General features: G+C 34.9%; 25 protein-coding genes. 8 read left to right on the top strand and 17 right to left on the bottom strand.

What is annotated here, in order from left to right; all coding sequences use genetic code 11:
• Nucleotides 1–20 precede the first annotated feature (20 nt).
• Nucleotides 21–575 (bottom strand): TetR/AcrR family transcriptional regulator, encoded by a 555-nt coding sequence (locus B554_RS0113045; protein ID WP_019458401.1) that lies wholly within the window; start codon nucleotides 573–575, stop codon nucleotides 21–23.
• A gap of 788 nt (nucleotides 576–1,363) precedes the next feature.
• Nucleotides 1,364–1,606 (bottom strand): CPCC family cysteine-rich protein, encoded by a 243-nt coding sequence (locus B554_RS0113050; RefSeq protein ID WP_019458402.1) that lies wholly within the window; start codon nucleotides 1,604–1,606, stop codon nucleotides 1,364–1,366.
• Nucleotides 1,607–1,710: 104 nt separating this feature from the next.
• Between B554_RS0113050 and B554_RS0113055 the strand changes: the two genes are divergently transcribed.
• Nucleotides 1,711–2,469, top strand: coding sequence for an HD domain-containing protein (locus tag B554_RS0113055; RefSeq protein WP_019458403.1), 759 nt, complete (start codon nucleotides 1,711–1,713; stop codon nucleotides 2,467–2,469).
• A gap of 365 nt (nucleotides 2,470–2,834) precedes the next feature.
• On the opposite strand, the gene B554_RS0113060 is transcribed toward B554_RS0113055, so the two are convergent.
• Nucleotides 2,835–3,290, bottom strand: coding sequence for a hypothetical protein (locus B554_RS0113060; protein ID WP_019458404.1), 456 nt, complete (start codon nucleotides 3,288–3,290; stop codon nucleotides 2,835–2,837).
• A gap of 450 nt (nucleotides 3,291–3,740) precedes the next feature.
• Between B554_RS0113060 and B554_RS19015 the strand changes: the two genes are divergently transcribed.
• On the top strand, nucleotides 3,741–3,974 hold the full coding sequence (locus tag B554_RS19015; protein WP_025465214.1) for a hypothetical protein: 234 nt from the start codon (nucleotides 3,741–3,743) through the stop codon (nucleotides 3,972–3,974).
• Nucleotides 3,975–4,013: 39 nt separating this feature from the next.
• Here the strand turns inward: B554_RS19015 and B554_RS0113070 are convergent, their stop codons facing one another.
• From B554_RS0113070 to csuAB, 7 genes are all read right to left on the bottom strand, one after another.
• Nucleotides 4,014–4,523, bottom strand: coding sequence for an acetyltransferase (locus B554_RS0113070; protein ID WP_227501329.1), 510 nt, complete (start codon nucleotides 4,521–4,523; stop codon nucleotides 4,014–4,016).
• 122 nt (nucleotides 4,524–4,645) lie between these two features.
• On the bottom strand, nucleotides 4,646–5,665 hold the full coding sequence (gene csuE, locus B554_RS0113075; RefSeq protein WP_019458407.1) for a Csu fimbrial tip adhesin CsuE: 1,020 nt from the start codon (nucleotides 5,663–5,665) through the stop codon (nucleotides 4,646–4,648).
• Nucleotides 5,662–8,160, bottom strand: coding sequence for a Csu fimbrial usher CsuD (gene csuD, locus B554_RS0113080; protein WP_019458408.1), 2,499 nt, complete (start codon nucleotides 8,158–8,160; stop codon nucleotides 5,662–5,664). The genes csuE and csuD overlap by 4 nt, the downstream gene beginning before the upstream one ends.
• On the bottom strand, nucleotides 8,157–8,990 hold the full coding sequence (csuC, locus tag B554_RS0113085; protein WP_155757403.1) for a Csu fimbrial biogenesis chaperone CsuC: 834 nt from the start codon (nucleotides 8,988–8,990) through the stop codon (nucleotides 8,157–8,159). Before csuC ends, csuD begins: the two co-directional genes overlap by 4 nt.
• Entirely contained in the window at nucleotides 8,984–9,499 is a 516-nt protein-coding gene (locus B554_RS0113090) for a spore coat U domain-containing protein (RefSeq protein ID WP_019458410.1), read from the bottom strand. The genes csuC and B554_RS0113090 overlap by 7 nt, the downstream gene beginning before the upstream one ends.
• Nucleotides 9,500–9,503: 4 nt before the next feature.
• Nucleotides 9,504–10,052, bottom strand: coding sequence for a spore coat protein U domain-containing protein (locus tag B554_RS0113095; RefSeq protein ID WP_004700663.1), 549 nt, complete (start codon nucleotides 10,050–10,052; stop codon nucleotides 9,504–9,506).
• A gap of 74 nt (nucleotides 10,053–10,126) precedes the next feature.
• Nucleotides 10,127–10,663: a Csu fimbrial major subunit CsuAB gene (gene csuAB, locus B554_RS0113100; RefSeq protein ID WP_004700661.1), complete on the bottom strand. Its 537-nt coding sequence runs from the start codon at nucleotides 10,661–10,663 to the stop codon at nucleotides 10,127–10,129.
• A 583-nt stretch (nucleotides 10,664–11,246) separates the two neighbouring features.
• Between csuAB and B554_RS0113105 the strand changes: the two genes are divergently transcribed.
• The 3 genes from B554_RS0113105 to B554_RS0113115 all read left to right on the top strand — a co-directional run bounded on the left by B554_RS0113105 (nucleotide 11,247) and on the right by B554_RS0113115 (nucleotide 13,360).
• Nucleotides 11,247–11,885: a TetR/AcrR family transcriptional regulator gene (locus tag B554_RS0113105; protein ID WP_004700660.1), complete on the top strand. Its 639-nt coding sequence runs from the start codon at nucleotides 11,247–11,249 to the stop codon at nucleotides 11,883–11,885.
• 204 nt (nucleotides 11,886–12,089) lie between these two features.
• Nucleotides 12,090–12,491, top strand: a complete 402-nt coding sequence (locus B554_RS0113110; RefSeq protein ID WP_019458411.1) for a DoxX-like family protein — start codon at nucleotides 12,090–12,092, stop codon at nucleotides 12,489–12,491.
• 35 nt (nucleotides 12,492–12,526) lie between these two features.
• Nucleotides 12,527–13,360, top strand: a complete 834-nt coding sequence (locus tag B554_RS0113115; protein WP_019458412.1) for an SDR family NAD(P)-dependent oxidoreductase — start codon at nucleotides 12,527–12,529, stop codon at nucleotides 13,358–13,360.
• 144 nt (nucleotides 13,361–13,504) lie between these two features.
• On the opposite strand, the gene B554_RS0113120 is transcribed toward B554_RS0113115, so the two are convergent.
• The gene (locus B554_RS0113120) at nucleotides 13,505–15,340 is read right to left on the bottom strand and encodes a monovalent cation:proton antiporter-2 (CPA2) family protein (protein WP_019458413.1); all 1,836 of its coding nucleotides are present in this window, start codon (nucleotides 15,338–15,340) and stop codon (nucleotides 13,505–13,507) included.
• A 115-nt stretch (nucleotides 15,341–15,455) separates the two neighbouring features.
• Nucleotides 15,456–16,691 carry a sodium/glutamate symporter gene (gene gltS, locus B554_RS0113125; RefSeq protein ID WP_019458414.1) on the bottom strand — a complete coding sequence of 412 codons (1,236 nt, stop codon included), beginning with the start codon at nucleotides 16,689–16,691 and terminating at the stop codon, nucleotides 15,456–15,458.
• A 359-nt stretch (nucleotides 16,692–17,050) separates the two neighbouring features.
• Here gltS and B554_RS0113130 point away from each other — a divergent pair, with 359 nt between their 5' ends.
• A complete protein-coding gene (locus tag B554_RS0113130; protein WP_019458415.1) occupies nucleotides 17,051–18,202 on the top strand; it encodes an alpha/beta fold hydrolase in 1,152 nt (383 codons plus the stop codon).
• A 716-nt stretch (nucleotides 18,203–18,918) separates the two neighbouring features.
• A complete protein-coding gene (locus B554_RS18910; protein ID WP_004700649.1) occupies nucleotides 18,919–19,245 on the top strand; it encodes a hypothetical protein in 327 nt (108 codons plus the stop codon).
• On the opposite strand, the gene B554_RS0113140 is transcribed toward B554_RS18910, so the two are convergent.
• The 5 genes from B554_RS0113140 to B554_RS0113160 form a co-directional block, all read right to left on the bottom strand.
• Complete coding sequence (locus B554_RS0113140) at nucleotides 19,242–19,712, bottom strand: AnBLUF65 family BLUF photoreceptors (RefSeq protein ID WP_019458416.1); 471 nt, start codon at nucleotides 19,710–19,712, stop codon at nucleotides 19,242–19,244. The genes B554_RS18910 and B554_RS0113140 overlap by 4 nt on opposite strands.
• Nucleotides 19,713–20,101: 389 nt before the next feature.
• The gene (locus tag B554_RS0113145; RefSeq protein WP_019458417.1) at nucleotides 20,102–20,746 is read right to left on the bottom strand and encodes a glycosyltransferase; all 645 of its coding nucleotides are present in this window, start codon (nucleotides 20,744–20,746) and stop codon (nucleotides 20,102–20,104) included.
• On the bottom strand, nucleotides 20,743–21,342 hold the full coding sequence (locus B554_RS0113150) for a class I SAM-dependent methyltransferase (RefSeq protein ID WP_019458418.1): 600 nt from the start codon (nucleotides 21,340–21,342) through the stop codon (nucleotides 20,743–20,745). Before B554_RS0113150 ends, B554_RS0113145 begins: the two co-directional genes overlap by 4 nt.
• Nucleotides 21,317–22,111 carry a PIG-L deacetylase family protein gene (locus B554_RS0113155; RefSeq protein ID WP_019458419.1) on the bottom strand — a complete coding sequence of 265 codons (795 nt, stop codon included), beginning with the start codon at nucleotides 22,109–22,111 and terminating at the stop codon, nucleotides 21,317–21,319. The genes B554_RS0113150 and B554_RS0113155 overlap by 26 nt, the downstream gene beginning before the upstream one ends.
• Nucleotides 22,099–23,073: a hypothetical protein gene (locus tag B554_RS0113160; RefSeq protein WP_025465215.1), complete on the bottom strand. Its 975-nt coding sequence runs from the start codon at nucleotides 23,071–23,073 to the stop codon at nucleotides 22,099–22,101. Before B554_RS0113160 ends, B554_RS0113155 begins: the two co-directional genes overlap by 13 nt.
• 300 nt (nucleotides 23,074–23,373) lie before the next feature.
• Between B554_RS0113160 and B554_RS0113165 the strand changes: the two genes are divergently transcribed.
• Nucleotides 23,374–23,607 (top strand): DUF2171 domain-containing protein, encoded by a 234-nt coding sequence (locus B554_RS0113165; RefSeq protein WP_004700640.1) that lies wholly within the window; start codon nucleotides 23,374–23,376, stop codon nucleotides 23,605–23,607.
• Nucleotides 23,608–23,650 lie beyond the last annotated feature (43 nt).

Raw genomic sequence — 23,650 nt, forward strand, 5'->3', positions numbered from 1 at the left:
GCTTGGGCAGCAATGAGTTGTTAGATTACCCTCATCAAATAGTAATCTAACAACTTAGTTTGTTCTTCAATTTTATCTGAAATTAAAAGCCTCAAAATTGCTCCATCTATCATAAATACCAACAACTCAGCTTCTGTATATGAAGCCATTTTTTTAGTTTCTGCTATAAGGCAGAAAATTTCATTTTTTAGCCAGCGTCTATAACGCACAGCACTTTGGTAAGCATGAGGATAAAGTAATTTAGTTTCAAAAACCGCTTTAAACAGTAGGTAATAAGCGCTATTTAAGTCGGCATGTAATAGATAAATTTGTCTGAGTTTATTAGTCAAAGTGGAATATTGGGTTGTTTCTAGTACCTCTCTTACTTTTTCCATGAGCGTTTCTTTTTGCAGTAACAGGCATATTTCAATAAGGCCTGCTTTTGAGTGAAAATAGTTGTAAAGCGTACCTTTTGCAATTTTGGTTTCTTTAGCAATCAGGTCTACGCCTACATTATGGAACCCATGTATCGTCATGAGTTGAATGGTAGTTTGAATTACATGTAGTTTTTTGGAAGATGTTTCTAAATTTCGCATAGTTTTACCGCTTAAAATAATTTTTTGTTGTATATAAAAGAGATATAAATACCCTCACTCTTAAAATGAGTGCTAAATACAGGCATAAGAAAGCCGCACAATAATGGTGTGCTCGCCTATCTCGGTTTTATTGTGGCTATGATTTTTGGTCGTAACGATTCTTAAGGCGTAGAAAACCTAGAGTCGATTAAACCGTTTTATAGACTTTTTAAGTGGTATGGGCAGAGAGAATTTGGCAAAGGCCAATAAAGAAGAATTAGTACGCATAGAGGACTCCTCATGTCTAAAGAAGTTCTACCGAATCACTGTCAAACGATTATGGTGGCAGAACGAGAGAAGGTTGACAGACTGGTTAGACGCCAGCACACCCGAAGGTGTCCCTCTCCCGTCCTACCGCTACGGGAGGAGACGAGGAGCTTACACACAAGACTATTCCTCAGAAGGAATAATTCTGATGTGGTCTAAATCAGCCTGTCAAAGCCGGCTGGCAATGTAGGCCAGCAGGCAAAGGATAGTGCTCTACCCTATTACAGTCAAGCATACAAAATGACATTTGTTTTAAAATAGATCATTAAAAAGTAAAGATAAATAATTAAAATTTATTGTTAAATTGGGGTTTATAAAACACTGACATAAGGCTAAGTAGCTATTATTTCTTCTTTAAAGATTTCAAGTAAATTGATTTAAATTTTATAAAAATTATAAATTCAATTAATTACATAGATATTAATTTCATAAATAATAAATTAATAAAAACTCATCACTGGTGAGGTAAATAGGTAAGTTTATCAGGGCATTTCTTTTTCAAGTGGTTTACGGGTATATGGTATAAATTCTTTTTTGATTGCTCCAAATAATTGAAAATTTTGCTTAGCCATATTTAAGCTAATACCATTTGCTCCTCCCATATAATCAGGATCTTCATTCTGAACATTGTCATCTTCCCAAAAACAAACTGCACAGATATCGAACGAACCATACGGCAACTCATCAAATGTAAGATAACCACAGCAAGGGCATGCGTAAGACACTATTTTCTCCTATCTTTATCTATATAGACTTATTCAAAGATGAACTTGCAAAAAAGCAGCTAAGGTAATATTTTAGAGTAATTACTCTAAAATGAGATTTAATAATGAAAAGTATAAAAATTGGTTCATATCAATGGATGCAAGCTACTAATGGTCAACTCAATTTCAAAGAAAAAATTAAATTAATTCAAAAAATTATGATGCCTAGCATCCTGAATTCTATAAAAATAAATTATCATAGATTTCAAACTAGCAATGATTTTGATATCGGAAAAATTGTAATACCAGATACTCAAATGATTAAAATCGCACTTGAAGAACTAGAATCAAAAGCAAGTCTATCTATCTACAATCATTCATGGCGAACATACTTTTGGGGAGCCGCTCTAGGCAATTTACAAAAAAGACATTTTGATCATGAATCACTCCTAATAGCTTCTCTTTTTCATGATATTGGTCTAACTGAACAACATATTCATGATAAAGGTTGTCAATGTTTTACGTATGAAAGTGCTAAACAATTTGAGAAAAAGGCAAAAGAATATAACTTTGATGAGAAGAAAAGCGAAGTGATTAAAGATGCTATATGTCTTCACATGAATGGATATATAGATGAATCTGATCCAGCGGAGGTTATTCTATTACAGCAAGGAGCATCTTGTGATGTGATCAGTGACAATCAATATAGACTGCCCTTATCATTTAGAAATGAAATCTTAGAAAAATACCCTAGAAAGCAATTTAATAAAGAATTTATTGAACTTATTAATCTAGAAAGAAAACATATCCCTAATTCAAGGACTAGTTTATTGTCTAGACTAGGCTTACCAATCATGATTAAGTCAAATTTATATAAAGAATAATTAAAAATTTAAGTCATGAGAAACTTCAATTAATGGCTGTCTTATCTTTCTAGTGCGAATAGATTTTAAATTTATGCCATTCCATAACTACATGTTAAAAATGGCTATCAAAACATGACTTAAACAATTCAAATCACTATACTTTTAGAAGCAAAACTTGCTTAAAACAAAAAAGCCAATTCTTTCGAATTAGCTTAATTACAACAGACCAGCTTTACTTGAAAATTGCTTTTTGATTTTGTTGTTCGCAACAATCTTCATCTTTTCTTTTTATAAGCTTAAATTAGCTGTTCATTATGACAAGATGATTAAAAAAAAAATCGCCCGAAGGCGATTATTGAAAAATTGTACCTTTTATAACACTTTTACTTTTCCAATTTTTTTGTAAAAGCTTGAGAGTTAAAGTACTCGGTTATTTCTTCACCCTGATTTTCAGTTTTTTCAACTGGCAAAGCCACTGAATCAAACTCTAGTCTTAAACTAATAAACTCAGGAATAAACTTCTTAATTGGAGGTGGAGCTTTAGGCCCTCCCTCAGTAATTTTTTCTATGAACCCCGCCAACCATAAAACATACTCATTTTCATGATCGTAATGGGGTACTAAACTTATATCAATTTTTACTTTACACTCGTTAAGTGGTTTGCTAAATAATTCATTAAAATCAATATAGTTGTACTTAAGTTTAAATACAGTTCCAACGATTTCTTTACGAATAAATGTCATCAGATGATTAAAATTTTCAATGGTATCTTCTGTGAAGAGCTCACTGTCTTTAACTTTTCTATAGACACTTTCTGCAATCATTAGATATTGAGGCATCAAAGTATCCTTAATTTGTTGGGTGGTATTTGCACCACCTCTAAAGTAAGTATGATTTAATTTATGTAACAACATGTAACTATATGAAACATCACGTAAGAATTGTTTATTTTAAGTTAATATATATTTCAAATAAATTATAATTCCTGACATTATATTTATTAAAATTATTTAATATCAATAAAATCAATTAGATAAATTTTATTTTTTTTAATTTAATCATTTAAATGTAAATCTAAATGATTCAAAAAAATCTAACTTTTAATAGTTTTTTGGTCTTAGTAAAGCAAAACTAAGACTCAAACATTCTATCTAAAAATGAAAAAATTCATATATTTAATTAAAAGTGAAAACTATATCACACTTCAAACAAATTAGTATTTTGAGTACATATTCCACTAAGCCTGTAAGTCTATTATGCTTGAATTAACGAATTGTTAAATATGTATGATGGAACAGCAAACTTTATTACAAGAACTGAATTCTCTCATTGAATACTATTCAAAAAGAACCGATTGCCGACCTACGCGAATACGCATCGGCTATAGAGCATATGCAAAACTCATGCTGTGCCCGCCCTTTGCGGATGAAGTAATGAACTCGGCACTAGATCCAAATAAACGTAAATATAAAAAGATAAAGATTAAAATTACCAAAGATGATGATCAATTAGAGCTTGAGTAGTTATATCTTGCAAATATCTCAAATTAGTTTGTATCTACCTTAAAAATTTCGTTTTAAGATTTCTATTTCTTCGGCTGTAAGATGAGTTAGTAGTATTGTTGATAGCTCTTTATTAGAGTTTAAACCAAAATACAATTCTTCATTTTTAAAGTAAGATATTGATTTTCCATAATTTAAAAAATTTAATACTAAGTAATCTAAGCCTATAACTAATTGTAGTTCACAATTAAAATCATCTTTAGATATGCTTGAATAATCCTCAGACATTATATTCCAATCTGAGACATCAAATTTAGGTAAAAAATTTTCCACAGGAAATGTAAATTCAAAATTACTGCTATTTTTCAATATATTACTATTGTTTATTGATACAAGAGTAATATTAATTACTTCGCCAGTGTTACTTAAACCTAGTTCAAATAAACAAGTTTTTCCATTTCCACATCGCCAGTATAGATCAGCTAATCTACTGTCAGTGAATTCAATAGAAAAAGGAATGTATGAATCGATGCTAGTCAAAATATGCTTAGGCAGTTGCTTATCAGACATAACTAACATACATCATCCCTATCGTTCTAAAGTTAAATCCTAAAATAATTATTTGATTGTAAACTAATTTTCAAGAAAAAAAGCCCATGAACTGAGCTTTTATCTTTTATACAAAACAGCTTTTAAAACTCGACTTGTACCGTAACCGTATCTTGATAAGTTCCCGCTGGTGTGGTGTCTGCATTTTCATCTACAATTTTTGTGGTAAACACATAGCTCTGCTGCGTCACACCGTTATGTACACCGGGATTAAGAGTCGCATTTAAACTCGACCAACGCTCGTTACCACTTCCCCATCGGTCATTCGATGAGTTTTTAAAAATATCGTATTTTAAATACGTATTTCCCGTTTGTGACTTCATAGCACGCTGGTTACCGTTTTGCGGAGAAAGTCCATTATTTAAACTTACATAATATGGTGTATTTACAGAGCAACGTATTCCCATAGATGACTGCACAGGCTCAAGCTTAGAAGCAAAAGCTGCCGTTCCAAAGTTTACGTCTTGCGTTAAAATTCGGCAATCTGGAAGCACGGTAATGGAAAGTGAACCAAGCGAGTCCGCTCCACTTCCCCAGTTAAAACCAATTCCTAATGCCCCACGTCTAAACCCAGGGCTTTCAAAGAAGACCCCAATTCCAATAATTGCAACTGCCGGTACAGAATAGAACCACTTTACTTTCAATGGTGAGTCAGCCTGATACACACCCGGAGACACACTTTGCCCAGCAGGAAGGCGGATATAGAAAGGCAAATTGCCATCTGGCCCACTAAAAAGATTGACCAGCGTAAAGCTACTCATGTCTTTTTCTTGGCCTAAGCTAATGATTTCATTATTACTATCTAAAATAACAGCATTGAGTTTTTCTCCAGTTTGAGCATTGGTAAATGAATTCGACATTTGCTCAACCCGATATTTTAAATAAGTCATGTTCGCCAAAGCCAAGCTAAAACCCGTACATGACAAACCCGAATTAAACTGTGAAGAGTTTTCACCGTTTTCTGTTAAATAGATTGACGGAACCGAAATAGAGGATGAACCCGAAGCACTCACGCTACAAGCAGCATGAGTCAAATTTCCAGCCAGCATCAGTCCAGAAAACATGCCTAAATGGCGAAGTAATTTTTTTGTTTTTATATTCATGGTAAAGATACCTCATGACACGTAACAGGCTTAACCACCACAATCTGTTGCTTGGCTTGTTCTACATCTACAGAAAAGTCTGCTTTACAAATGCTTTGATCCGAACGTTGAACCGTCACGGTGTTGTTCGGTTTTAAATTTTCTAAATAGACAATGCCATCCATTCCCACATAAGAAGACTCTTGGTCAGCTCTATGTACCACAGAACCAACAGGCATAGGTTTGCCGTCCGCTTGAGTTAAATAAACGTTGGCAGCAATAGACTGATGAACTGGGAACTTAATCACAACACCCGAGCCGCGTTTAGCAGCAATGCGTTGTTCAACTTGTGTGATGGTGAAGTTTGAAGGTAAGTCGATTGGGTCGACGCTGTATTTACCCGAATAATAAGGCGTCACCGATGGCACAAAAATATGGCCTTTTTTATTACTACGACCAATTAAACTGTTTTCGTATCTGACCAACACATCTGGTACTTGGTTGGTATCAATCAAGGCAAATGAATCACCTAAACGGTTTGAAGCAAATACTTCACCCGCCATATAAATAAGTGAACCTGATAGACCAAACCAATAGTTATAGTCATGGTTTCCAGACATACCAAAGTCGGTATTGATATAACCGTTACGGTAATTGACGCGTGCCTGATTTAAATCTTCACTATTTTCATTATAGCGTCGGGTTAAATCGACACCGAAACCACCTTCAGAAGGTACAGAACGGTTGAAATTAACATAGCCCGTATCGCCCTGTTTATTAAATGCATAACCTGAGTTTACAGTCGCGTTTCGTTGGAACAGTGGTATCGAAAGCTGAAATGCAGCACTCCACTCTTTTTCGATAAAGTCACGGTTGGCACTTAGTGAAACGGTTACGCCATTCATATAAGTCGGTAAAACTGGTGCCCATGACAAGTTTAAAAAGCGGTTTTTAAAGTCATTTGCTTTGGTGTTGATATAACCCACACCGAAGGTGCCTGAGTTTTTGGTGGCAAAGTACGTATTGGCCGTTAAGCTTTTATTACTATTGACCGAAATTAAATTGCTATATTGCAGCCGTGAAAGATCGGTATATTCATCATCACGCTGGTTATGGTTAATGCTAAAACCAAAGCGATTACGGTTATAGCTGTACCCGACCGTATATTGCTTACCCTCTAAGTCTTTGGCTCGATCTTCAGACATAGACTTATCGGCTGTACTTTGGCTAAAAGAGGCACTCAGCACACCTAGGTTTGCAAGCTTGAGTACAGACCCAGCACCAAATAACTGTAGGTCTGAAGAAAGCTCAGTACGCCCTTCTAAGGTAAACCAGTCATTTACTCCATAACGGGCATCGGCTGCACTTGCAAACTTTCCATAGGAAAAATTCTTAAGTCCGTAGTCTTCTCGAATTTTTCCTAAAGACAATGAGTAGTCAAATAAGCCCGGTTTTAATAATGTATTGGAAATATAAAAAGGAACGGCTGTTGCGACCTGTCGCCCGACTGCATCGGTTGTGACGACAACGGCTTCACCTTTACCATTAATAAAGGGAACGTTGTTTAATATGAATGGGCCAGACTGTACTTCAGTTGAGCTGGTCTTTTGTCCATTAATAATTAAATCGACTGTGCTTGGTAAAGCAGCTTGTCCAATAAACTGTGGTAAAGGATAGGTAATTAAATCTGGTCGAGTTGAATAGTTTCTTTGTACCTGAAAACCGCCCAGACGAACTGAACTTCCCCAAGTCGTTTTGCTACCCGTAATAATGTCACCTAGCACAAAAGACGTGGCGTTATTCTGGTTATCAAATTGCCAAGACGTGTCATAACGACGGTAACCGTCATTGTCTAAAGACTCGGCATTACCTTCATTTTTATATTGGTTTTTGACATACACACCAGAGTTTTTTATCACTCCTAACGGAGAGAAAAAGCGCTGTTCTGTAAATAAACTACTAGTTGAGCCCCCCTGATGCGGTCTATAAGTATAAAAATCATAGTTATTGAGCAGCCCTATACCCGACTGAGCAACGACAGGTTTATACCATGAGTCTTTACCCAAAACTTGGGTCGGCATCCAAGCGGGTGGAAAGTTAAGCTTAAAATATTGGTTTGATGACTGATATTCGTAGCTTACATCTTTCAACTTATCTAAAGATATCCAGTCACTCGCATCGCCACTAAACCCCAAAGTTAAAACATCTTGATTGGTTAAAGTAGTCTCGTTGTTGTTTAATAGCTCTTGAGGAATTTGAATTTCCAAATCATTTATTAGCTTGTTTTTTTGTATAAAGTACTCATCATTTTTAACAATAACGGGCACAACTTGCTGAGCTGAATATTGGTTTACCACCAAATCTAGATACAGCTTAAACAGTTGATTAATTTCGTTAATATCTTTTGGTGGTGGGGGTAAATCGCCAGCCAAAGCAATATTTGGAATATTTAAGCATCCACCCGACAACAAAATTAGTAAAATACTTTTGCATAAATTATTATGCCGAAGGATCATGTTGGATCCTCCATTTTAGTGATTTCGATCAACTCTTGTTTTATGCCTGAGCTATCAACACCATAAATTTTAGATGTTTTTAATAACTCATTTGCAGTCGACTTATCGATAGCAAACTTTACGGTACTATTCGATAAAACATAGCCAAAAGCAGCTTTCCCTAAAGAAATATCATTACCAGTTTTTGAAGTTTTAAACGCCGAAAGACGTGCAAATTTTTGGCCATTGTTTTTCAAATATAGCTCAGACTGGCCTTGGTCATTATTGCGGACTGACCACTGTAAAACGGGTTTGGCCAAAGGATTTTTTGCATTGGCTTTTTGGCTTTCTTCAGTTAAACCACTACCAATACCCTTTCCATAGGCAAATAATGGAATTGAGTAACGCATTTGGAAACTTACTTTAGAAGCGTCTTGCTCGTTTCCATCAGAAAGACGAATCGGCAATTCATCTACAATCAAACGATATGACTGTTCTTTGCCATCTGGCAAATTGGTACTTTTAGTTAAACGAAGCATATGCTTCTCGCCTGCTTTAATTTTAGCTACAGGCGGGCTAGGTATAATGTCTGATTGCTCACTATAATTATCTTTTAAGCCATCTTGATTCCATTGGAATACCCGAATTTGCACCATCGCATCGGTCTTGCCTGTGTTTTGAAGCCAAACTGCGGTCGCTTTTTCATTGGCTTCTATTTTTGGATAAATGGGCCAAATTAAAAAAGTCGCTTGCGCCATCACAGGTGTCACAAGTGATAATGTACTTGCAAATAAAAAAGATTTTAAAATGCTATTTTTAATAAATGCAGAGTTGTTCATACAAATCACCATGTAATCATTATTGAAACAGTATCTTTATAAATTCCGGCGGTATGTGATTCATTATTATTTCCTAAATCAACCACACCATATATTTCAAAATTTACAAGACGGTTTGTTGGAGTAGTTGTAGGTAATAAATATTTATTACCCACAATATATTCAGTTGTTAAATTACTTGAGTTATACAACTTATAAGATAAATAATTAGATGATGAGTTTTTCATACGTCTAATATTATTATTAAGATTTTCACCACCATCAATAGAAATACTCACCGGTAAATTTTCAGTACAACGTATATTCCATGAGTCTTTACTATTTATAATATTTGAAACTACTTTATCTTTTGATAAAGCTGAGTATTGACCAAAATTAATACTTTGCTCAATATTATCTATTGAACATCCATTTTCAATTTTAGCTTGAACTTTGAAGCTTGAACTTAATTGAGGATCTGCTGCGTAGATACACTGACTAACTGACAGCAATAATATTGCTTTCAAACAAAAGTATTTCATTTTCTTAAAACTCAATCGTAATCGGCACTATATCTGTATATTCACCCTTAGATATACGACTACCATCATGGGTGGCTTGGCCATAAATATCGATATTTTTCTTAGTATTCAAATCATTAAGAATAAAAACATCGTTTGCTCTAACAACTTGTTTGTTTAAACCATAGAGCAAGTTATAAGCAATAAAATCTCTACCATTACTTAGAGCATGATAATAATTTTGTGAAAAATTAGTGGGAACTTGACTGTCATTATTTCCAGCTCCAAAAGTTATTTTTAAAGTTGAAATACCAGAGCATTCAATCTGTAGACCTGAGTTTCCATTATTAATTAAGCTTGATTCTAATATTCCATTAAAACCTGTCGTAGCATCTCCAAAATCAATAGTTCCTAAGTCTAAGTTTGTAGAATTATTTTCAACAATTTTATTATTAATAGAACAAGAAGGTAAAAGTTCAATTTGCGTTGTTAGTTTTGCTCCAATTTGTCCAGCATTTACTGAAGTAAATAATGAGTATAAAATTATAAATACTGAACTACGATTAAATATCATTTCCCCTCCATCTTAAACAGGTTTACTTATATTGAAGTAAACCTGCCACTCAATTAATTATTTCTTTTTTATTTTTAGAAATTTACTGTGACTAATAGAGTATCTTTATAATCACCTTGCGCTTTTGCTGTGCCAGTATTTGGAGCAATTGCACCGAAAATTGGAACGGCTGTTGCTTGACCGCTCACAGTGCTAAATTGTTGTGGTTGATTCACAACATAAAGGTTAGTACGTGCAGCATCACGGTAAACGTTATATGCAACTACATCAGCAGAAGCAGTATTTTTCAAAGTACGATCAGTACGCTCACCACCATCAATTGCAACTGTAAAATCAACAGGATCTGTGCCATCACAAGTCACAGAAATGTTGCCACCTGTTGCTGCTGAAGCAACCTCAGCTGTTAATACGTTGTTCCAAGTGCCAGAAGTTTTACCAAAATCTAAAGTACCAAACTTGTTCATATTCCCTTCAGTTTGACTACCACCTACAGTACAGCCTGTTGAGATATTTAATTTAACATCAACTTGTCCAGTAACAGCCGCTTGAGTATTTACTGCATAACCAGCAACTATTAATGCTGCAAGAAGTGATTTCTGAATGTTTTTCATATTCATAACCTACATATATAATGATTAGTTTTGTAGAACAAAATGAATCAAACTCGATAAATAAAATGCGAACAATTTGTTTTACATATAAAACAAACTACTCTTTACTATTGTGTGATTCTTTTCACAATTTAATAACAATTATTTAACTTGTATACACATATTACAAAAAGACTATGTTGATTTATTTAAACCACATTTTTTATTGTCTGTAAAAATAGCCAATTAAATACCCACCCCTACTTTATAAAATCAAGGAAAATATATAAAAAATTAATATCAAAAATCATATAAAAATTAGTCAATATGCATTCAAATACAATTATTTATAATTCATCCAAATTCCACATTTAGCCCTAACCATTTAAATAGGTCGGTTGACCTATTTAAACCAGAACTAAACAAAATAAAACAAGTCACCTGACCTATTTTTTTGGTTTTAATTAAGTCAATTGACCTATATTAAAAAACAATAGGTCATATGACCTAATTTTAGTTTAATAGAATTTAAATATTTTATTTATATTTTTCTAATTTCATGGTTTAGAATGCCTTTTTTTAAATAGTACTTACAGGCTGGATAATGATCAAAATTGATACCTTTGATACTATACAAATTAAGAAGTCCTTTACCACACTAAAAGGACAAGAAAGAATAAAGCAAATCTTAAAAAATGCTGAAATAGTTTTTCTAACCAAAGGTTATTCTGGCTTTAGTATGAGAGGAGTTGCTACACAATCAAATATTAGTTTAAGTACCTTGCAACATTATTTTCCCAATAAAGATATTTTATTACAGGCTTTACTTAATAAACTCACTTGTGACTACATACAAAGAATTGAAATTTTAATCAACTTAAATGCGAATGAACCACCTTTACATCGGTTTATGAATATTATTACCAATATAATATATGAAATAGAACAACCGATTATTACCAATACATTTAAGGAGTTTTTTTCAATTTCAGATCATTTACCTTATGTATATGAATCATTGTCAACTATACAAAAGTATAATCTTGAACTTATATATAAGATTATTCTACCCATTCATAATGAAATATCATCAGAAGAATATAAAGAAAGAGCCATTATTATAATTACACAACTCAATGGATATTTAGTTCAGCATTCGAACAAGAATACAGATGAATGTTATAAAGAATTTCTAAGAAATATAGTTTTAAAAAATATATCAAGATTAGTGAGTGAACCATAAGATTAAAAACATAGGAGTCATTTCTCCTATGTTTTTAATATAAAATCAGAATATAATATTTAGACCACTTGCTACGTTACTTAAAAAACAATAAAAATGATTAAAAAACAGACTAAAATTATTTTTAGTTGAACAATAAATTAAATAGAAAGATAATAACTTTAGTAATGAAGATTTAACTTTTTAAAATTTTAGAGAACTTTAATGAATAATGCTAAAGCATTAAAACTTATAAACTTTGTGTTAGCCTTCCTGTGGATATATCAGGGACTTGTCCCTAAAATAATTTTTATTAATGCTGATGAAATTTTTGTGTGGCAATCAATAGGTCTTTCTTTTGAATATGCAAAGCTTGCAGGCCGTGCAAGTGGTTTAGGAGAAATTATTTTTGGTTTATTGTTTGTATTTATAAACCAAAAATATATTCACTATTTAAGTATTTTGGGGTTGTTGGGTCTATTGCTTTTAATTGGTTTTCTCATACCTTCAACGCTGATCTCACCTTACAACCCTATCGTCATGAATATTTCGATGATAAGTTTATCAGTCATCTATCTGCTTTTATTAAAAGAGCAAACGACTTATTTGCATAAAACTGCTCAATAACGGCCTAATTTTTTTAAAATTATATAGAGATTTCAATGAGTTTATCAAACCGTGAAGTTGGATGTGTGGTGATTACTGGAGGTACTAAGGGTATTGGTTTAGCACTCGCCCACGCGTTTTTAGAGCTTGGATGTTCGGTTGTGATCGCTGGCCGCAACTTAGAGTCTCTTAACCATGCACTTAGTTATTTAAAAACTCATTTCAATAAAGAAAAGTTCACTGGCCTATGCTGTGATGTCACACAAATATCAGACCTACAAAACCTATGGGATGTTGCCATACAGCATTTTGCTCAAGTAAATGTATGGATTAATAATGCAGGAAGCTGCCACCCTACCAAGGATTTTTTTGACCTTCAATCTGATGAATTAAACGCAGCCATTTCTACCAATATTTTAGGCACAATGCTTGGTTCTCAAGTCGCTTTAAAAGGCATGCTCAAACAAGGTCATGGTCAAATCTTCAATATGGAAGGTTGGGGAAGCAACGGCGAATGGAGTGCTGGTATGACTGCCTACGCTACAACTAAAAGAGCGGTAAGTTATTTTAGTAAAGCACTTTATAAAGAGACTAAGTCGACCTCTATTTTAACTGGTACTCTCAGCCCAGGCATGGTGGCAACCGACTTGTTAGTTTCGTCTTGGACAAATGGTAACGTACAAAACTGGAAAAAGATGAAACGCTTATTTTTCTTTGTGATTGACCCACCTGAGGTGGTTTGTGCGTATTTAGCAAAACAAATTCTTCAAAACAAAAAAACCAACCGACGCATCGCATGGATGACGCCTTGGAAGCTTTTCCTTAGATTTTTACAGCCGTATTATTGGCGCAGAAACCCGGTTAAAGGCACGGCGTTAGAGCATCTATAGGTGGGTTTAATATGATTAACCAACTCACTTCATTAAATGACGGTTTGATTGGTAAACCGAGAGAATTTAGCAGTTAGCTACTCTTTCCTCTAGAAAAGCCTCAGTAAAAGTACTTCTAAGAAGACTTATTACTGAGGCTTATAATTAATCAATACTCTCATTCTCTGAGACATTATCTTTATTTAAAATCTGTCCTTCTCGTTTTGGTCGAATCAATGGTGCAGTTGGTCTAGGGTGATGAGTATGGGTGTATTGCATGCCCACTCCCGCATTTACATCATCTGCTGCAATTTCAGTTTCAAAACGCTCATTATCCAAATCTCGAATTTCTTCGGTAATTCTTTCTACTTCGTCTTCATCTACACCAAGCTCTTGCAAAATAACGCCACCAAACTTAATTGCAGACTCGAACGTTTCACGGATCATAAAGTCCACTTTTTGTTTGACTAAATGCAATGAATGCTCACGGTCATATGAGCGTACTAATAATTTCGCCAAAGGAAATTCGTGGGTCACGAGTTCTACGATTCTATTGGTTGTGTCCTTACTATCTACACAAACCACTATCGCTTGTGCAGTTGCAGCGCCAGAAGCATGTAAAATATCGAGGCGGCAACCATCGCCATAATAAATTTTAAAACCAAACTTTTCGGCGTTTCGAATCATGTCAGTATTATTATCAATAATGGTGACATCTACGCCTCTTGCCAACAGTAATTGACTAGTTACCTGCCCAAAGCGCCCGAAACCAATCATTAAAACACTACCGCTTAGTCCATCCGCAATATTAATGTTTTCCAATGAAACTTTTTCTTTCGCTTGAGTAAACCGTTTAAAAATAATACCCACTATTGGAGTCAATACCATTGAAAGTACAACAATAGCAGTAAGGTTAGATTTAACGGTACTATCAATAACTTGAGCACTTAATGCAGCAGAGAAAAGTACAAAAGCAAACTCGCCACCTTGTGCCATAAGTAAAGCGCGATCTAAGGCTTCAGTATGAGGGCTTTTCGTTAATCGAGCCACTATATAAATCATGAGTGCTTTGGCAAACATCAGGGCAATTACACCACTCACAATTAATTGCCAGTTTTGAGCAACTACGGATAAGTCCAGTGACATACCAACCCCAAGGAAAAACAGGCCCAGTAAAATTCCTCGGAATGGTTCAATATCGGCTTCAATTTGATGTCTAAATGTAGATTCAGATAGAAGCACACCTGCTAAGAAAGCGCCCATTGCCATTGTCAAACCACTGACTTGCATGAGCAATGCGGCACCCAACACAACCAATAATGCAGCGGCTGTCATGACTTCTCGGGCTTTTGCAGCAGCCAAGAGTCTAAATAATGGATTAAGTAACCAATAGCCTGCCGCAATAAGTCCCGCAATTGCTAACAAACCAATTCCAATGTTTTCTAAACGTGCCGATGTACTTTCGACAACATGATTTGGTGCCATAAAAGCAACAATAGCCAGCAATGGCACAATCAATAAATCTTCAAATAATAATATGGCTACAATTTTTTGACCGCGGGGTTGCGTCAAGTCACCTCGATCGCCTAGTAACTGCATGACTATAGCGGTCGACGTTAATACAAACCCTGCTGCACCAATAAATGCCACTTGCCATGAAAAACCAAATAATAGTCCTACCCCAGTCAAAGCCAGTGCACAAATGATGATCTGTAGTGTACCAAGACCAAAAATTTCGCGCCTTAAGCTCCACAAATGTGATGGCTGCATTTCCAAGCCAATCACAAAGAGGTACATCACAATTCCCAATTCGGCAATATGCAGAATTGCAGTGGAATCTTGAAAAAAAGCAAAACCAAATGGACCAATAATTAAGCCCGCAATTAAATAACCTAATACCGAACCCAAACCAATACGTTTGAAAATAGGGACTGCGATTACAGCCGCTGCCAATAAAACCACTGGAGCAACCAGACTCATTGAATGTGCTTCTTCGCTCATACATTTCTCATTTTATTTATTTGCAATTCATTCTATGTGAAAAAGAGGTTTAGGGGCGATGCTTAGTGATGAGAAAACGTACCCATAAAAAAAAGCCCTTACGGGCTTTTTCTAATTAAGCAATAAATTTCAACATAAGCTGAATCACTGTTGCATTAATTAAGTCGACAAAGAAAGCACCACATAGTGGAACAATCAAAAATGCCTTATGCGAAGGGCCATACATGTTAGTAATAGCTTGCATGTTTGCAACAGCAGTTGGCGTTGCCCCCATACCAAAACCACAATGGCCTGCGGCTAAAACTGCCGCATCATAGTTTTTACCCATTACTCGGAAAGTCACGAAAGCTGCATATAAAGCCATGGTCAGTGTTTGTGCACCTAAAATAACCACAAGCGGACCAGCTAAGTCGGCAAGTTGCCAAAGCTTTAATGAAAGCAATGCCATTGCTAAATAAAGAGATAAAGAAGCATTACCAAAAACATCAATCGCACGGTCGAAAATATCAATTTTCAACACGCTTTCTAAAATGTTTCTTAAAATTACGCCGCCACCAAGTGCCCAAACGAAGGTTGGCAACTCAAACCATGTTCCCTTACTAAAACCTGTCATAAATTCAGCAAACGCTAAACAGGCTGCAAACATACCCAATGTAGTAATTGCATTATCGGCTGTAATTAAACGAACTTGATGCGGATTTTCAAACGGCGCGAGATCATCCGAATTTTGTTCAACATGCGTATCACGATTTTGAATTTCCACATTGGTTTTTGCTTGAGCTAAGCCATAACGATTAATCAGCAATTTAGCTAGTGGACCACCAATCACACCACCAATGATCAAACCAAAAGTAGCGCTCGCCATACCTAGCGCTAATGCACCTTGTATACCATGCTGAGTTTCTAAAATTTCACCCCATGCACCTGCTGTACCATGACCACCCGTTAAAGTAATTGAACCTGCAATCAAACCAATAAGTGGGTCTAAACCCAACAAGGTGGCGAGGCTCATACCAACAGCATCTTGTACAACAATAAATGAAGCGACACATATTAAGAAGATAACTAAAGCAGTACCGCCCTCTTTAAGCTTCATAAAATTGGCACTTAAACCAATTGAAGCAAAGAACACGAGCATAAAGCTGGTTTGCAACTCACTGCTAAAAACAACGCTATATCCCCACAATGTGTGGACAAGTAAAGACACTACAGCAGCAACCAAACCACCAGCTACAGGTTCGGGGATATTGTAACGTTTTAAAAAATCAATCCGATTGACAAGAAAGCGGCCCAACAGTAGAACGATGACCGCCGAAATTAGTGTATAAAAACCATTAAAAACAAATTCCATATATACTACTTTCTAATTACATTTCTAATTGATTGTAAAATAATTATATTTTATTTTTTCATATGTAAAAAAAACACAAATAAACTTTACAAAATTACCCTAGCAATGTGTTTTTCACTATTCTTAAAAATAGCTTAAAATTTTTAATAATTAATAAAAATTTATCTAAAAATTATTATTAATTTATTAATATCAAAAACTTATATTAAAAAATTCATATTTTATAGTATTTGTGACTTGATATCTTAAGCAAAAAATACTGTCTTTTAAGTCACTGAACTCCCCTATTTTTATCGTTAATATGCCTCAAAACCAGCTCGTTATTGCTCTGGGCAACATCTTTACAGGTTTTATATTCAATGAGTTTATTGCTTAAAGTTCGTCAAAATGTGCCGCAGGTGCAATCGCTTAAAACATCTCTTAAAAAACATGCTGGTCAGAAACTACCGCACATGCTAGCCAATGCATCAGATCTGTTTTTTAGAGGCCAGCAAATTGCCTTGTCAGGAAAAACGCCTTTTGATGTGATTTATAAGCATGAAATTATGAGCTTACGTCACTATAGAAATGAGGCTGAAGTTCCTACGCATAAACACCGCGTACCGTTGGTGATTGTTCCGCCATTGGCAGTCAACATGCTCATTTACGATTTATTCCCTACACGCAGCCTTATACGTTACTTTTTAGCTCAAGGATTTGATGTTTATTTAATAGACTGGGGCGTACCAACACTACATCAGGCAAAATATAATTTTGGTACTTATGTAAAAGTTTTTATGCCTGAATTGTTGAAGCAAGTCCGTGCACATAGTGGACAACAGCAGCTTTCATTACATGGCTGGAGTTTGGGCGGTGCACTTTCACTCTGCTATACCGCGTTATTTAAAGATAAAGATATTAAAAATCTGATTATTCTTGCTTCACCGATCGACACTCACAAAGCAGGCTATATGGGCAAACTCTATGGAAGCCTAACCAAACCTGCCGAATGGGTTCGCAAACACACACCTTTGCGTATTCGCCAACACGTACCAAGTAAAGTGTTCCATATACATGGCTGGCAAAACACACTAGGTTTTAAATTAACTGACCCGATTGGCAACTTAAAAACTTATTGGCAACTTTTTAAAAATTTAGATAACCGAGAATTTATAGTAGACCACGCCACCTCTAGTTCATTTATAGATAACATGCTGGCTTATCCAGGCGGCGTGATGCGAGACATTATTCTTCGTTTCTGGATAGATAATGAACTTTCAACGGGCGTAGTTAAATTTGGTGAACTCACTGCCAATCTTAAAGATATTGAATGCTCTGTGTTAGCTGTGGGTGGTAGTACCGATATTATTGTGACCAGTGATGCTGTGAAGCCACTTATGGATTTAATTAGCAGCCAAGATAAAACTTTTAAAGTTGTCTCAGGTGGTCATATGGGTATAGTTTCCGGCAGCCAAGCACCTACTTTTGTTTGGCCAGAAATAAATAGCTGGTTAGCTACACGTTCAAGTTAATTTACCCATACATCAACACCAGTGTAGCCAATCAAACCTACACTGGTGAATATCAAATTTTGCAAAATTATTCTTTTTAATCACATTTATATTTCAATATATTTTATTCCAAAATTTTAAACCACCTTTATATTTTAAATATATAAATCTACAACAAGATAATATTACTTAGTGTCAAAAAATTATCACAAACACAAAAATCATAAAATTTATTTATAAAAAGTTTATTTTAAAAATAAAATATTTTATCAAACGTTAAAAAATAATTAATCAAAAAACCACACAACAAGTTAATGCTTTTCTTTCAGAATGATTACCTTCTTAAAGGGGATGTTACTTTTTGTTATTTTTGTAAAGCTTACATCAATAAAATTTTGCAATAAATATTTGAAAAAAAAGTATTTTAAAAAATTAAGCTTTGTAAAATTTGATCATTATTTAAACAAATGTAGGCAATGTCTCACAAATATGTAAGCTAAAGCTTACAACACAAGCGATTGTTTTTCCTATAATTAATTTCAGTACATATAAGCACTCTTTACTATTAAATAGAAAGCTGAATATTAATAAAGAGATCTGGAGAAAATGATAAAGTCATCTTTATTAATATAAAAACTCTCAATAATAGAAAAAGAATCTCAAAAATTAATATGTACTATCTTTCCTCTGGAAACAGAGGAAAGATACCTTTTAATTCTTCAGATAGGATATAGAAAATGTTTATCGCAAAAAATATATTTGTATATTTACTATCAATGTTGGCTTTATGCTTAATGATTATTCTCTTTAACTATCTCGGAATGAATGAAACCTTAAACCTACTCATTTCTTCGGCTCTGTTTGGAATATTTATTACGTGGTATTACAAAGGTAGCGGTCTATGTATTGCTCTATTTAGTTTTTTCTATTGGGCAATGTTTGTGATTAGTCAAAGTTTAGAAGTGATATGGATGCTCGCGACTTCGGTTATTGTTTATCTCGTAATGACGAAACTAGTACCTAAGCTCAAGAACATTCATATCGGTATCGCATCTAATAGTTAAAATGGGTTTACTCCCCGATTGACCATTCCAACTTTCTTATCTGTATTAACCTTAGTTTGCTCTGCAACTAACAATTCATTTAAAAAGTTTTTAAGATTTTGTTGATCTAGAGAAAGTGGGTTAAAGGTATTTTCTCCCATCTTAAGAAAGAAAGCCTCAATATTTGTATTACGTTGTACATATTTCATTGACCAACGTTGAAAAGCGTTTTGGTCGATGGAATATGTGCATAACCATTTAACATTGTAGTGTCTTTTATCTTTTTGGATCTTTTCAAATAATTGCTCTACCACCTCTTGTTCGCCTTCTAAACATTGAAAAAATGCATTATCGGCATAATAAAGTACCCCACAAATCTCGTTTAAATCATTGAAATCACGAGCTTCAGTCAGGATATCACGCAAATCTTGTAGCAAATCTTCATTTTTTTCGTTTCGTTGGCTGGCATAACACAGTCGAACGTTCATAAGACTTCCGTGAAATATAAAATTTCATTACTAATTGAATTTTCAAATTAACACACCTTTCTTAGAATTACTTTATATTTTTTCTTATAAAAATCATAATTTTAGGTATTTTTATAAAAAGCCCAAATTTCGCTCAAACTCCCAAGACTAAAAAATGTATTAAATCCCTAGTACTAGATTTTTTGTTTTTCGTGCTAAATATAGAGTACGGTTGTTGAGTTGTTTGAATATTACAAGTCGCAGTTTAGTTATTTTTTAATAAAAAAAACCACATCGGGTGATGTGGCAAAAGATGTAACGCAATGAACACTAAAACAATCGGTGTAACAGAGGATATATATTAAGAATAAAAAGCAATTATTAAAATAAACTTAATAAAATTACCATAATTAAAGATTTTCTAAAAAATTTGATAAGCCTTGAGGTGATCTGCCTTCCAAGCGACTGCTGGTTGTTACACGCACTAAATTACTCCAAGTAATATTGCAGCAATGTCTGGTCAGTTTCTCAATCAGTGAAACATCCTCATGACATGGAATCGACTCAAAACCACCCACTTGCATATAAGCAGCAGCACTAAAACTTAAATTTGCACCATGAATATGATGATGATCCATACAATCTTGATAATGTGATAAATACTTTTTTTGTTTTTGAGCCGATAAATGACTCAAATCATCTAAAGTGACAATACCGCAAATTGCATCGGTAGGTTGATGTCGAATTTGACAACTTAACCAGTCTGAACTAACTATAGTGTCGGCATCTGTACAGGCAATCCAGCTTGCTCCATTTTGAATAAGTTGGCGAATACCCAAATCCCGAGCCTTGCCAACGCATTTATAATCACATTCAATCCAATTTACTGCGTAACGCTGTACAACTAAACGCGACATATCTGTACAGCTATCTAGTACAACCATGACCTCGATTTGTTCATGTGGAACTCTTTCGATTGCAACCTGAATCGAATGTAAACAGGCAGATAAATATTGCTCTTCGTTATGCGCTGGAACTACCACACCTATTTTCATCGTAATTGTTCTCGCTGAGCTATGGATGATGTGCTAACCGTCCAAACATCAATCATAAAATCTGGATCGTTTAGGCTTAAATAGTGATGAAATGGAAAATATTGCTGAAAGCTTTGGTGAACTTGCTGAGCATTCAATTCAAAATCTTGAATATCGTGTCGCCAATGGCAACACAAAATTTCCCCTTCCGGTTTTAATGCATGCTTTAATTTTTTAATAAACTCATCTAACTCATCACATGTGAGGTAATACGCCACTTCACTAATCACAATCAGGTCAAATTTTTGTTCGTACAACTCTTCAGGGATTTTTCTATTTTCTACAGTTACATGTTCAAATGATTGTAAGCGCTGAGTCGCTAAATGAACGGCGTGTTCAGATACATCAATACATAAAAGATGAGCCGCACGTTTTGCCAAATGAACACTTAAATGCCCATTTGAACAGCCAATTTCCAAAACATTTTGATAGTGTGGTCGTGTTAATAATGCAAGACAGATTTGTCTTTTACGGGCTTCATACCAGTGATAATCATAGCCCCACGGATCATTATTAGTACGATACAACTCCTCAAAATACATACGAGAATGAGTCACTCAGATATACCTCATAAGGCATTAAAAGCCGGCTAATTGCACTTGAAGATAAAACGGCGGAATTTCCTGTGCTTTCATCGGCTTCAATTTGGGTTTTAAATTGCATAAGCGCTTGATGTTTTTTAATTAACTGATTTTCCGTTAGGGCATAAGCTTTTGCTTTGGACCAATCAATCCGTGAGTCTAAAGGCTCTGCCCAATGCCATGCCCAAATCAATACATGTAGACAGAGTAACTGATGAGCTTTTGCAAAGGCCTGTACCGTTTTTCCGACGGCTTCGTGGTCGGGATGACCATCAAATTCATAGCTACAAACTAAAATATCTCCGGGCTGAACGATTCTGCTGAGCGCTTGATTCAACTGATGAGTCTGCAAATGAATCTGACCATCCATAAGATTTAAAGCAATTCGTTCAGAAAAATCTGATACACCTAGACTATCCAAAGCAGCTAAAGTTTCTTGTGGTCGTAAATCGTTTAATTGGTCTGGGCTGTATTTTGTTGAATGAGGATGGCTTTGCGTGCCATTACTGACCGCCACAATAATAATGTGGCAGTTTTCTTTGACTAGCTGTTGCATTAAACCACCACAACCCAGCACTTCGTCATCGGGATGCGGCGAAATAATCACTACTCTTTTAGATTGAAATAACTGTAAATTCAGCCCATCTAAAGGATGCTTTTTAAATGCCTCTAGCCATCTGAACTTCGATGTACCCTCACCTGAAATCACTCGGTCCTCGACCAAGGGATGCTTTACAGTTCCCATAAGCTTTTCTCCGACAAACAGAGTTTTGCAATAGACTCATAGTCAAAAGCTGCATGGCTCTGTCGAATAAAGACGGGCAAATCAGCAATGAGCTGAGAAAATATAGCTTCTTCACAATAAGGCCTTGCGCCTAAAGCTTTGCCAACGATTTGAATAACACTCTGGCAGCATTGTTCTGTTTGGGCACGTAATATACGGATTTCACGCTCATGGCTGAGCAGAGGCTCGTCATCTATAAGCTTGGCACTATATTGAAAATACTGTTTGGTTACAGAGAGCTGTTGAGCTAACTCTCCTAAATACATTTTTTTAAATGCGTTTGGATTAAGTTTGCAGCTTTCATGTAGAAAGCCAACTAAGCGTACCGCCGCACCATACCAACACGCAGCGACACCAGCGGCACCATGCCAAAATCCAGGCCGCTCCAAATAGCGATTTGGCTGACCTATAACAGTAACGGGAGTATTATCAAAATGTACTTGGGCTGTTTGAGTTGCCCACATGCCGACTGCTTGCCAGTGGCTGAGGTCAACCTGAACCGAAGGATGAGCCAATTCAACAATACAAAGCTGTGCTTGACCTTGTTTGTTCTTATAGCTCATTAAAGCCTTGTGAATAAACTCAGCGCCAGAACACCAAGTTTTGATACCGCTACAGTGATTGTTCTCGACTTGTAGAGGTGCAGGCCCACCCTCTGCTGCCCATACCGCCCAAGTTTGGTCGTCTATTTCAGCTTGATAACCCAGTTCATTTAAAATACTTAAAGCATCACAATGCGACTCAAATAATTTAGCAAGACTTAAGTCGTACCCTGCAATTTGAGCAAACATTTGCCACCGATGATAGGTTTGACCTGATGCGGGATAGGGTAAATTTTTAGCCAAATCTACCAATTTGTAGAGTAAATCTTGGCGTAGCTGACTTTTGTTTTCAGCATGAGTATCTTCAAACTCATTCAACATACTCAAGATTTTCATATTTATAGATATTTTAATATTCATTACAAATAATTATTCAAAAGTATTCACTTAAACATATCGAAATAATTCTGTTTATTTAAAGATATAAAATGTAATAAAAAGATATTTTATACAATCTTTATTAAATGAATATTTCTTTTTATTTCATTGTTATTTAACTATATCGCTTAAGTGAAAATATAAAATAATCATGTAAGGTTTATTAAAAAACAAAGATTTCTCCGATTTTATCCAGTAATTTAGTTTCTACGGTTTTTCTATTTCCAAAGAAGAGGTCAAAAAATGAATACTTTAAATATTAATGATATTAAAAAACATGCCGACGTTATTGCTTCTTGTGGCACAAAAGTAGGAACTGTCGATCACCTTGAAGGTGAAAACCAGTTAAAACTTACTCGTGATGAAAACGATCAACATCACCTTATTCCAACGTCTTGGATTGGTGAGGTAAAAGATGATCAAGTGATTTTAAATAAAAATTCACAAGAAGTTAAAGACAACTGGCAAGCGATTTAAGTCTTTGGCAGAGTTATTTTATAACTCTGCCGCCTATTTAAAA

Origin of the sequence: Acinetobacter sp. GG2 (assembly GCF_000292385.1) — a bacterium.
Classification (GTDB): domain Bacteria; phylum Pseudomonadota; class Gammaproteobacteria; order Pseudomonadales; family Moraxellaceae; genus Acinetobacter; species Acinetobacter seifertii.